9 protein-coding genes and 1 pseudogene are annotated in these 12,032 nt (G+C 47.0%); all 10 read left to right on the top strand.

Translation table 11 applies throughout. The features are described from left to right. Positions 1-22 precede the first annotated feature (22 nt). Positions 23-1,726, top strand: a complete 1,704-nt coding sequence (locus tag T456_RS0104690; protein WP_024865142.1) for a phage tail sheath subtilisin-like domain-containing protein — start codon at positions 23-25, stop codon at positions 1,724-1,726. Between the two features lie 59 nt (positions 1,727-1,785). Continuing rightward, the gene (locus tag T456_RS0104695; protein ID WP_024865143.1) at positions 1,786-2,286 is read left to right on the top strand and encodes a phage tail protein; all 501 of its coding nucleotides are present in this window, start codon (positions 1,786-1,788) and stop codon (positions 2,284-2,286) included. A 94-nt stretch (positions 2,287-2,380) separates the two neighbouring features. After that, complete coding sequence (locus tag T456_RS0104700; protein WP_024865144.1) at positions 2,381-2,743, top strand: hypothetical protein; 363 nt, start codon at positions 2,381-2,383, stop codon at positions 2,741-2,743. 11 nt (positions 2,744-2,754) lie between these two features. After that, positions 2,755-2,952 (top strand): annotated as a pseudogene (locus T456_RS22725) (DUF6760 family protein); the annotation flags it as partial. A gap of 35 nt (positions 2,953-2,987) precedes the next feature. Then, a complete protein-coding gene (locus T456_RS0104710; protein ID WP_024865145.1) occupies positions 2,988-5,651 on the top strand; it encodes a hypothetical protein in 2,664 nt (887 codons plus the stop codon). 17 nt (positions 5,652-5,668) lie between these two features. After that, complete coding sequence (locus tag T456_RS0104715) at positions 5,669-8,137, top strand: hypothetical protein (RefSeq protein ID WP_024865146.1); 2,469 nt, start codon at positions 5,669-5,671, stop codon at positions 8,135-8,137. Positions 8,138-8,154: 17 nt separating this feature from the next. Then, positions 8,155-9,087 (top strand): CIS tube protein, encoded by a 933-nt coding sequence (locus tag T456_RS0104720; protein WP_024865147.1) that lies wholly within the window; start codon positions 8,155-8,157, stop codon positions 9,085-9,087. Positions 9,088-9,101: 14 nt separating this feature from the next. Further along, a complete protein-coding gene (locus T456_RS0104725) occupies positions 9,102-10,004 on the top strand; it encodes a CIS tube protein (protein WP_024865148.1) in 903 nt (300 codons plus the stop codon). A gap of 13 nt (positions 10,005-10,017) precedes the next feature. Further along, positions 10,018-11,184, top strand: coding sequence for a phage late control D family protein (locus T456_RS0104730; protein WP_024865149.1), 1,167 nt, complete (start codon positions 10,018-10,020; stop codon positions 11,182-11,184). Positions 11,185-11,203: 19 nt separating this feature from the next. Continuing rightward, positions 11,204-12,016, top strand: a complete 813-nt coding sequence (locus T456_RS0104735) for a phage baseplate assembly protein V (protein ID WP_024865150.1) — start codon at positions 11,204-11,206, stop codon at positions 12,014-12,016. Positions 12,017-12,032: the final 16 nt, after the last annotated feature.

Consider the following 12,032-nt stretch of genomic DNA (forward strand, 5'->3'; position numbering starts at 1 on the left):
ATAAAGAAAAGAGGTAAAGTATATGGCAGAGTATTTATCACCGGGCGTATACGTTGAAGAATATGATAACTCCCCACGGAGTATTGAAGGCGTAGGCACCAGTACAGCAGGATTTGTCGGACTTGCAGAGAAAGGACCCATCGAGGGCGCACCTCTTCTTGTAACAAACATGAGAAGCTTCAAGCAGCAGTTTGGCGGCTTCCTTTCAGAGTTTGCTTACGGCGAGTACAGACATCTGGCTAACAGTGTACAGCAGTTCTTTGATAACGGCGGAACAAGATGCTATGTAATGCGTGTTGCTCCAAAGGATGCAAAGCCCGCTACAGCTAAAAAAGGCTTCCTGACAATTACAGCCTCAAGCCCCGGAGCGTGGGGCAACAAGATACAGGTTAATCTTTCTACCAACAAGAAGAGAAAGATGCAGCTTGTAGAAAAGACAGATACAGGATTTATTGCAAAATCAACCGAGGGCTTCAGAGAGGGCGATCTTGTAGAGTTTGAAGGAACCTACACAAAGATCAAGACCATCATCGACAGAGAGGTTGTTTTCGATGAGGAACTTCCCGATTCTGCAGTTGATACCGATATCATCCCTAAGTCAGTTGTTTACCTTGTAACCACTGATATCTCAATCCGCTACGGCGATGATGTTGAGAACTACGGAGAGCTTTCCGTTAATACACAGTCTCCTAAGTTTATCGGATCAAGACTTGCAGGCAGCGACATCATAAAGGTTGATGTTACTCCCATGAAAGAAGCAGGAAATCCCGTTTCCGCAATTCTTGGTGAGGATGTTACCGACGGTGTATTCTTCCTTGATGGCGGCAGCGACGGATCAGCTTCAAAGATCGACGCAGGAACCTTCATCGGTGAGGATAACGGCCCCGGAAAGAGAACAGGTCTTCAGGCATTTATTGAGAACAACATTGTAAGCATGATGGCTATTCCCGGAATCACAATTCCCGAAGTAGTTGTTGCACTTGTTTCTCACTGCTCCAATACAAGAAGCAGATTCGCCGTACTGGATATGCCTAAGGACATGTACAAGACAGCTGATCTTATCGGCTACAGACAGATGGTTGATTCCACCTATGCCGCTATGTATCACCCCTGGATCCAGGTATTTGACAGAGCCTCCAACAAGGCAGATTTCATTCCGCCTTCAGGAGCTGTTATGGGTGTTTATTCCAGAACAGATATCGACCGCGGCGTACATAAGGCACCCGCTAACGAAGTTGTTTTCTGTACAGGCCTTTCTGTAAACTACACCAAGGATGAGCAGGATATCTTAAATCCCGAGGGCATCAACCTCATCAGGAATCTTCCCGGACAGGGAATCCGCATCTGGGGTGCAAGAACAGCTTCCAGCAACAGTGCATTCAAGTATGTCAATGTTCGAAGACTCTTTATCTTCGTCGAAGAGAGTATCAAGGCAAATACCAACTGGGTTGTATTCGAACCCAACGATCCTACTCTTTGGCAGCGAGTTAATCTCACAATCTCCAACTTCCTTGACGGACTTTGGAGAAACGGAATGCTGGCAGGCGAGTCAGCTGCTGACAGCTATTTCGTAGAGATTGGACCTTCTACAATGACAAGAGACGATATCATGAGTGGCAGACTTATCTGTAACGTAGGTATCGCACCCAGCCGTCCTGCTGAGTTCGTAATCTTCAGAGTTACTCAGCATACATCAGAAGCCGGCGGCGGTGGCGGAGAAGAATAAACCGCAGACTTAAAGAAGGATCCGAATACAATACTTAACTAAGAAAGGAGTCATAGAATATGGCTACTGGAGCATATGATAACGGTAAACAATCAGCTTATCCGTTAACCAAAATGAACTTCCTGGTGACGGTTGATTCTGTCGCAGGAACTGCAGCTTTCTCAGAGGTTACAGGCATTGAGGCAACTGTAGATGTTATTGAATTCAGACAGGGTAACTCAGGTTCACTGGCACCCGTAAAGATGCCCGGACTTGTTAAACACGGAAACGTAACTCTCAAGATGGGATATATCATTTCAAGTCCCTTCAAGACATGGGTTATGGAGTGTGTCAGCGAGATGCGTGGCCAGATCCCTCGTCAGAACGTTACCATCGAGCTCATCGATATTAACTCCGGTGCTCCCACAGCACTTGTAGAGTCATCTGTAGGTGCAAGACAGTGGACACTGACCAATGCATGGGTAACCAAGTATACAGCTCCCGATCTTGATGCAAAGAACAGTGATGTTGCCATTGAGACAGTTGAGATTGCATACGAAGAGCTGGTAATCCCCAACTAATTCAATATTGTTTATTTTTCGGGCGCAGGAGCTTAGGCTCCTGTACCCTTTAAAGTAAATAATACAGATACCACAAATCAACCAGGAGGGAAGTATGGAAACAATTTATGAGTTCACATTACCAAAGGGATATATGGATTCTCAGGGGGAGCTGCACAGAAGAGGCAGAATGAGGCTTGCAACGGCCGGAGATGAGATATCAGCCACAAGGGACCCCAGAGTATTGGCCAACCCCTCTTATCTGACCATAGTTATCTTAAGCAAAGTCGTAACAGAGCTTGAGGGTATGGAGTCTGTTACAGCTACAACCATAGAGCAGCTCTTTACCGCAGACCTTGCATATCTTCAGGATATGTATCAGAGGATCAACGATGTGGAGCCTCCCACAATGCAGTGCATTTGCCCTGATTGCGGAAGAGCCTTTGAGGTACCGCTAAATTTTACACAGGAGGGTTAAGGCTTTATCCAAAGGATGACCTGTACAGGGAGATGAGTTTTATCTCATATTACTTCCACTGGAGTCAGGACGAAGTCATGGCCCTTGACCATGCATCCAGGCGAAGGTGGTGCAGCGAGATATCTTCCATCAACAAGAGTCTTAGTCCCTCAAAGAAGACCAAGGAAAAGAGTATCCTTGATATGAAAGCTACAAGATCAAAAATGTAGATGGCTTTTTTCCCTGAAGCCATGAGGTAGTGCCTATGCCAAGACGGTATATTTACAGAGATGAAAAAGATAAATGGAATCTGAATGCCAAATCGGATGATGCCTATAACGGCGGCGAGGCAGCAGTCCTTGCCAATACCGATTTCGATGCCATTTACAATCCCATACCGGCCTTTAACTTTGTAATGGAAGTTGAAGGTCTGTATTTCCTGCCTATAAAAACGGTAAGGGCATTCACCAAGGAAAACGAGTTTGAATACATAAGAGAGGGCGGAGTCAACGATTATATCCACTTAAAGAGAAAGCCAATCTCCAAGCCCTTTACCTTCCAGATAGAAAGATATATAGGAACAGAGAGATTCCTGGATCCCCTGGCTCTTGGTACGGAACTGATACTTCCCCTTGTGCTTTACGTTTACAGGCACAAGGCAAGGGCAGGACTTACAGCTTCCGCTCCCGCCTGGCCTGCAAGAGTGTATACCTTCAAGGGCTGCACCGTAATGAGCAAGGAATATGGAGAACTGAACGCTGAAAAGTCGGGACTTCTTACTGAAACCACCACCATAGCCTACAGAGAGCTTGGCGTTATCAACAACGGTTTCCAGTCCTTCTCCGAGCAGGAAGAGTGGAATCCCGAGAATTACAAGGACAAGGACGGCCCCGGATACATCAACAGATATGCAGCATTTTCACCTAATGATGACAAGGCTGCCAGCACTTACTGGTACGAGTGGAAACCTGACAAAGAAGGCTTTCTTCATATGCAGATGAAGGATAAGGCTGCTTACAAGTTCAAGTCATCCTTTGATCCGGAGGATAAGACCACCCACAGAGGAAAGCTTTCACTTATCGATCAGGATGAGAAGAACAAGCCATATGAAGTGGAGGAAGTAGACGGAAAGCCGACTCTTGTAAGAAACAAGAAGCATGACCTTACCAGACCTCAGTACGAACTGAATAAGGATAAGAGTACGCCTAAGTACGCCGCAACGGCCTTTATAGATAAGAATGCCAATACACCCATCTACAAAGAGGTTAAGGGAGAAGATGGCCTTAAACATCTGAAAAGAGACGATCAAGCCAAAATCAATAAAGAGCCATGGGACGGAACAGGCAATAATGTCAAAACCAAGTGGGCCAAACAGGCTGCAAATGATAAGGATTCTGTTTATGACGTTACAACCACGGATGGTGTCAGAACCGTAAAGAGAAAAGAAAGCGATACCTCTGACTTTAATGCCGGTGCTTACAGCATGAAAAGGGATAAAACCAAGAAACTCAGAGGCCAGCTTGCTACTAATAGTTCTGATAAGGCTGTGGTAAGAGAGGCTTACAAAATCGAGAATGGAGCAACCGTAAAACATGCCACTCCGTCCCCGATAGACAAGGCAAACAAGACCTACACCATAACCACAGAAGACGGCGTAAAGAAAATTAAAAGAACTGATGAGGAGACTATCAACAAGCCCGCTTATTCCTATGCGACTGATAAGACTACGAATAAACATGCAAAGGTAGCTCCAAATGATTCTGACAGGGCTGAAGTAAGGACGGCTTACAGCATTAAGGATGGTGCAACCACAAAGCACGCCACACAATCCAGTATAGATAAAGCAGGTAAAACCTACACCGTAACCACAGAGGACGGCGTAAAGACAGTTAAAAGAACCGACAGTGAGAAGATCAACAAGCCCGCTTATTCCTATGCAACTGATAAGGCAACCACTAAATATGCCAAGACTTCGCCCAAGGATGCCGAAACACCGGCAGCAAGAGATCCTTACAGTATCAAGGAAGGAGCAACAGCCAAGCATGCGCAGGTTCCCTCCAATGATTCCAAGAGGGCAAAGGAAAGAACTCCTTACAGCATAAAAGACGGCGCCAATGTAAGGCATGCAAAGCAGTCTTCCATTGACAAGTCGGGCTCCACATACTCTGTGACTGCAGAGGGCGGCAAAAAGAAAGTTGTAAGAAGCGACAGCGAGAGTATCAATAAGCCGGCTTATTCGTATAAAGATGATAAAGGAACTGCAAAATATGCCCAGACTTCACCCAGAGACGGTGAAAAGGCAGTTGTAAGAGATCCCTACAGCATCAAGGATGGAGCAACAGCCAAGCATGCAACCACATCACCGGTGGACAGCGAAAAGGCAGTATCAAGAGATCCTTACAGCATAAAGGACGGGGCAACAGCAAAGCATGCGCAGGTTCCCTCCAATGATTCCAAGAGGGCAGTTGCAAGAGATCCCTACAGCATCAAAGATGGAGCAACAGCAAAGCATGCCCAGGTTCCTTCAAATGATTCAGAGAGGGCAGAGGCAAGAGAACCTTACAGCATCAAAGACGGAGCAACAGCAAAGCATGCCCAGAGCCCTGTCAACGACTCTGAGAAGGCTGCGGCAAGAAATCCTTACAGCATAAAGGACGGAGCAAAAGTAAAGCATGCCATAGAATCACCTATTGATGCAGAGAGTGCCGAAGCCAGGGATCCCTACAGCATAAGCGAGGGCGCCAAGGCTAAATACGCAGTTACTTCGCCCAAGGATTCCGAGAAAGCCCAGGCGCGGCCGCCTTACGGCATATCAGAAGGCCCCAAGGCCAAATACGCGGTTTCCTCTCCCAAGGATTCGGAGAAGGCAACTCCGGTAACCTGGCCACCTACACGCCGTGCACTTATGGCGGATAATCTTAAGAAATAAAGGACATGAGATAACAGATGCTTACTATTTCCGCACCCATTGAGGTGAAGGCAAAAAGTACATACATAAGAGATCCCGAGGCGTTTTATCACAGGATAAAAGGCAACTACTCCCTGATGGAGACACATATCGGGGAGGAGGATCTTTTACATATAGCGGCCACACCTCCGGAGATCTACATTCAGGAGGGTGAGGGGATCACAAGCATTTTTTCCCAGTCCCGGAGGAACGAGACAAATATCAACAAGGTAAATATTCTCAACAACGTCCTCAACAGGATCGTTACTTCGGCAGATGTAAACCTTACCTATCAGGACAGAGTGTTTATCACGGACGCACTCTACAAGCTCGGGGTCAGGGATGACAGAAGGTTCATGAAGGCTTTCTACAGGATCGCCGATGAAACCAGAAACACCAACACTCTCATCAATCTCTACCTGGAAAGAGGCGGAGAACTGAGGGAACTTATAGAGGAGATCCAGACCAGGAACTTAAGGACCGCCTCTTCCGAGAGATTGGAAAAAGAAACATCAAGGACCGAAAATCTTTCGGAAGCAGTATATGACAGGCTTCGCACCAGAGAGATCAGGGACATTGTCTCAAACTTCGAGCAGACGGGAGAAGTTAATGAGACTCAGATAGATCAGCATTACGACGAGACAAATCTCACTCAGGCTGAGATGAGTGTAAGGCAGGAGACTGATATCTCACAGGAAGTCGAAAACATCGTGGAGAATCTTGTGGACAACAGTGTTTCACGGGAGAGCACTTCACAGACCACTGTAAATGAGACTGTAAACAATCAGCAAAACAGGACTGAGATAAACGGAGGGTCCGTCACTGAGAATATCAGCCAGTCACAGACTTCTTTAAGCTCGCAGCAGAGCGTGACCAACGAGGAGAGCAATTTCCTCTACAACACCATAATGAGAAGGCTGCAGACCGGTGCCATTTACCAGATAGTCTCCAACTTCAACAGGACTGTGGAGTCCAACGAGGTGGATGCAAGGGAATTCTCCATTGCAGATCAGAGCTACACGGCGCAGCAGGTTCTTTTGTCCGTATTAAGGCAAAAGGCCGGAGTTGGAACCACGAACCTCACCTTTCTCAACGAAAATACCTATGAGGAGTCCATTGAAAACGAGGAGAACCTCACAAGCAGCGTAAGAAACGAGCTTACTTCGGCAGTTCTCATGGACATGGTCAAAAATCTGTTCCATACAGCTTTTGACAGGTTCTATACCAACAATGAGACCTTCTACAGATTTGAAGATACCTTCTTTAAGGCATCGGATCAGACGTTCCTTCGTCTTGTGGGCGGCGCGACAACAGAGTTTGTGACCAGGTCTGAACTCTCCGAGAATTATGAGGAGGAGAACAGCCGCCTCGTGCAAAACGAGATAGAGATCCTGGAGACAAGCCAGACCGGCGAGATGACGGAGGAGGAAGTTCAAAAACTTACAGAGACCGTCAATGCCATAAATGTTCAGAACGAGAGAAGACGGCTTGAATTTGTAAAGCTTTTGGAAGAGACACGGACCAGGGAGCAGGGAAGCGAGCCGGTACCGGGCATGTCCCAAACCAGAGAAGACGCGGCACTTGCCCTGACAGATCCCGAGAAGCTCAAGGAAAGGCTTGCGGAGAGACAGGTCAGAAGGCAGCAGCGAAGGAGTCAGATCCTTACAGAGCTTCGAACCATCATCCCCGATGAGTCCATGGAGATCTACCAGCTCCTTGAACAGTACTACCAGGGAGACACCAGTGTTGTGAACAATAATTACATAAGACCTGCTGAGGTGGGAGAACTGATATATGACATCCAGGCGGCGGAAGCTCCGGAGACGGCTCAGACCGCAGTGACTCCTCCCGTGGATGCGGAAACTGCGGAGTTCCTTCAGTCAGTAAAAAGAGCCAGAGAGGAAGAGAAGGCTCCGGCTGCGGCAAGAGAGAGGGGAATGACCCCTTCGGAGGTGATTCGAAGACAGGCTGCAGGTAAGGCTCAGGGAACGGGTGAGCTTATACATAACATCCCCGCGCAGGAGACATCACCGGAAGGCCAGAGCACGACTGTACGACCCAGAGATGCTGAGACTGAGGCATTTCTTCAGTCAGTAAAAAGAGCCAGAGAAGAAAAAGCAACTCCGGCTATGAGAAGAGAACAGGGCAAGATGCCCCGGGTCGAGACAATTCACAGACAGAGTGAGAGCCTAACGACCGAGGAACTCAACGAACAGCTCAGTGAAATGGAGACAAATCTCCAGAAACAGATAAACAGGACGGTACAGACCCAAAGCGTAACAGAAAACCACGTGGTGAACCAGACCAGCGTGGAGACCACAAACACCAGACAGGTAAGCCTGTCCGCAAGGGATGTGGAGCAGCTTGTGGAGAACGAGATAAAGAGCAAGATGAATTCTCTTACAGGCCAGGTAATGAATAAAATTGAAAGACAGATGCGCAACGAGAAAATGAGGCGCGGTTATTAAGGAAAGGAGGATAGACTATGGCAGCAAGCGGAGCACTTGCAAATGCAGGAAAAAGTGCGAAGGGTTTGTTTACTGACGGAGCCGCCGATAAGGCTATCCTGTATATTTATCTCACGGATCTTAGCAGAAAAAGTTCAACACAGGCCGAGTCGGAGACGGATTTTGAAACAGAGATGAAGGCCCTTAATTCAATGCAGAAGGATCTTCTTAAGACCATCAAAAAGAGTCTTGGGGGGACCATAAAAGACGGCCTTGTGGATCTTGGGAAGAGTATTGCGGATACTTTTACCCCGGGAATCAACTCGGCGGATAAAATCGGTGAACTGGATAAAGAGCACCCAAGTTTTGTAAAATTTCCGGTTCAGTACAATCCCGCAACCATAAATCTTTACTCTGTAAACGGTAAGGTACAGTCAAGAAGAGGCGAAGAGGGAATAGACAAACTGGATGTGTACAAATTCTCCGGTAAGAGCAAACTCTCTTTTGACCTTATATTTGATGACTGTGACAATATGAATGCCTTCGGGCTTAATGAGGTTTCAAACGCCAACCTTACAAGCCTGGCAAATAAGGGTATGGATACCCTTCAGCACGGAGGAAACACTTACTCCGTAAGAAAGAAGATGGATGCCATAATGAGTCTTTTATCCTCATCGGCTACCCAGCAGGTGGTATTCTACTGGGCCAACATGGCATTTCGAGGCACCATCACCGACGTTGGAAACAGATTTACAATGTTCAATCCTCAGGGACATCCCATCAGAGGAGAGATGCACCTTGAGCTTACCCAGGATAAGGCCAATCAGGATCTTAAGTATGATGAGCAGTATTGGGACGACGCCTTCCAGAGAGTTTTCAAGGAGAAGAAAGCGGGATTTGAAGGTGTATCAGCAACAGCAACCGGCTTTGACAAAATAACAAACAATAACTTTATCAATCTGGGAATTTGATTTAGGAGAGATATATGCCTTTAAATCAGGAAGAAGTAACAGGTCTTGCGGCCTCTGCCAAAAACGCAGCCGATTCTCTTGCAGGCTTTACGGAAAAAGCCGTTCTGGAGATTGCGGACGTCACAGACGTCAAGATCAAGAAGCAGGAAGCCCCTAAACCGACAGCCAATAAGTTTTCCATCGGTGATATAGGCAGCTTTAATCTTGATGCCGTAAGCAGTTTTGCCTCATCTTTGACGGGACTTACTGCGGACAAGGGTTTTGAGCTATACGGCGATATTAAAAGATACAGGTTTACCGTGCAGTTTAATCCCGATGAGCTCTATATCAACGGCTATGGTGGTGAGGAGCTGCCTATTCAGAAGTACCGTACCGATGAAGACCTGGAAAACATAAAAAAGAAAAGGAACGGACAGAAAGTTGAACAGGATCCTAACCACATAAGAGGCGGTTCCACCATGGCTGCCGCCAACACACGTATTGAGATGAGTGTTAAGCTGGTTCTGGATAAGTCCAATCCTCAGGATGCCTTTTATTATGATAAGTTCAACCTGAACCTTACCAATGTCACTCAGGGCGTTGGAAGAGCTATAAAAACAGGTATTAAGGGCAACTACACTTCGATACAGCCGGAAGTAGAGGCACTGACGGCTATAGTTCGAAATGAACAGCGAAGGCTTCTTCGTTTTATCTGGGGCGACATGGTTTACGAGGGAATATTGAATACGGTCAATGCCCAGTACGTGATGTTCAACGTAAACGGTGAGCCCTGCAGAGCCTTTGTTACACTTGGTATGGTTCTCTATGACAGTGAGACCGCAGGTGCCAATACAGACATCTGGCAGCAGGAATATCAGACGGATTTTTACAGCATGGCGAACCCCGCTGCCGGCCTTGCGCCTAAAATATCGATCTAAAGGAACTTAAGGGATGGCTTCTATCGATCTTGATCAACTATATACAAAATATGAGGGCTTTTATAAACCTGTGGCCATAGTGGAGCTTGGCGGGCAGGATATCGAGGAGCACAAGAAGCATAAGGTCAATGCCGTCGATATAACCGTGAGTCTCACCAGTGATCTTAAGGCCTCCATGGCGACGTTCCTTCTGGTAAATACCTATGATACCAACAACGGGTATTTCAGAAGCAAGGAACTTAAGAAATTCATTTCCCTGGGAACGGATGTGACGATTTATATGGGGCATGCCTCCTCAGTCACAGAGGTGTTTAAGGGATATATAGCCGCAGTAGACTTCAGATATGACTTTGAGGCTCCCTCGGAAGCCGGCATCATGATAACAGCCATGGATGTAAAGGGCATAATGATGGCCAATAATTACACCAAGAGACTTCAGGCCAATTACTATTCGGACGCGGTAAAAGAGATACTGGATCAGCAGGTATATCAAAAGCTTAAGGAAAACGGTACCATAAAGGACATAACCATAGCGGATACCCCTGATAAACCCGGAGGAGGAGTTGGACCCTCAGCTCCCGGAGGCGGAAATACAGATATCAGGATAGAGATGGTTGCGGAAAGTGACTACGACTTTGTGGTGAGAGTAGCCAAGAAGTTTAATTACGAGTTCTTTACCCTGGGCGGAAATGTGGCTTTCAGAAAAGCAAAGCTCAACACCCAGCCCCTGGCGGAAATAAAGCCCGGATACGCCATTGTTTCATATAATGTGGGCTACGATATCACCGGAGTTGTGGGAGAAGTCAAGGTAAGGACCCTGGATATCGGAAAAGGAACCAGAATAGAGTCCAAAAAGAAAAATGCAAATAAGTTTTCCCTGGGATCCAAGGCGAAACCCCTTATCTCATCCCAGGCCTATGTATATATAGATTCCAGCATAGAAACCCAGCAGGATGCGGAGAACAGAGCTGAGTATATTCTGGAGGACATATCCTACAGACTGGGGCATCTTAGGATGATGCTGAGGGGAATGCCCGAATTTGTTCCCGGAAGATTTATCACCCTGAAGAATTTCGGTGATGCTGTTTCCAACAATTATTACATCACCGATGTGACCCATGAGTTTATGGCTGGGGGCAAGTATTACACAATTATTGAGGGCAAGGCATCAACCCTGTAAAGGGATTTTGGAGGAGACAATGCCGATTTTTGATTATGTGGATGACGTTGCAAGGCGTCAGATGGAAAAGACCCAGATGGGCGAAAATCGAATAAGCGGTGTCATGGTTGCCCAGGTAGTCAAGAACTACGACCAGGACAGACAGGGGTTCGTCCAGGTTGACATCAACACCAGGGATTACAGTGAGAACAGGCTGGTGTGGGCGAGAATGGCATTCCCATACGGCGGCACCAAGTGGGGAGATTACTTTGTTCCCGAGATCGGGGATCAGGTACTGGTGGTCTTCGAGCAGGGTAATATCGAGAGAGCCTTTATCATAGGGGCTGTACCAAAGAACAATTCTTCCTTCGTCAAGGGAGCCTTTGATGAGAAGAACAAGATAAAGAGAATAACCACAAGGAACGGCAATACCATTACCATCATCGACAATCCCGAGGGAGACGGAGAAAACGACAAGATAACGGTCCATACCTCACAGTCCCTTCACAAGGTGGAGATCGATAACGAGAAGAAAAAGATCCTTATCTCGGATAAGGACAGCGAAAACAAGATCGAGATGAAGACCGAAAACGGTCAGATGGAGATCTGGGCCAAGCAAAAGCTCACCATCAAGGTGGGAGATAACATAAAGCTTATCATGAACGGCAGTAACGGAACTGTGACCCTGGAGTCCAACAAGCTTAAGATTTCGGAGAACGACACGGCAGAGATCAAGGCCAACAGCAGGCTCACCATAGAGGGCGGAAACGCCACCGTTCAGGGCAATTCAACGCTGAACCTCAAGAGCAGCGGTCCGGTGGCTGTTGACGGAACACCTATAAAGCTTGGATGATGAGCACGGAGGAAAT

This window comes from Butyrivibrio sp. FCS014 (genome assembly GCF_000526935.1).
GTDB lineage: Bacteria > Bacillota > Clostridia > Lachnospirales > Lachnospiraceae > Butyrivibrio.

Excerpts from the sequence above, each read along its gene's own strand:
- T456_RS0104690 (WP_024865142.1), top strand. The coding sequence starts at position 23 with ATGGCAGAGTATTTATCACCGGGCGTATACGTTGAAGAATATGATAAC.
- T456_RS0104695 (WP_024865143.1), top strand. The coding sequence starts at position 1,786 with ATGGCTACTGGAGCATATGATAACGGTAAACAATCAGCTTATCCGTTA.
- T456_RS0104700 (WP_024865144.1), top strand. The coding sequence starts at position 2,381 with ATGGAAACAATTTATGAGTTCACATTACCAAAGGGATATATGGATTCT.
- T456_RS0104710 (WP_024865145.1), top strand. The coding sequence starts at position 2,988 with ATGCCAAGACGGTATATTTACAGAGATGAAAAAGATAAATGGAATCTG.
- T456_RS0104715 (WP_024865146.1), top strand. The coding sequence starts at position 5,669 with ATGCTTACTATTTCCGCACCCATTGAGGTGAAGGCAAAAAGTACATAC.
- T456_RS0104720 (WP_024865147.1), top strand. The coding sequence starts at position 8,155 with ATGGCAGCAAGCGGAGCACTTGCAAATGCAGGAAAAAGTGCGAAGGGT.
- T456_RS0104725 (WP_024865148.1), top strand. The coding sequence starts at position 9,102 with ATGCCTTTAAATCAGGAAGAAGTAACAGGTCTTGCGGCCTCTGCCAAA.
- T456_RS0104730 (WP_024865149.1), top strand. The coding sequence starts at position 10,018 with ATGGCTTCTATCGATCTTGATCAACTATATACAAAATATGAGGGCTTT.
- T456_RS0104735 (WP_024865150.1), top strand. The coding sequence starts at position 11,204 with ATGCCGATTTTTGATTATGTGGATGACGTTGCAAGGCGTCAGATGGAA.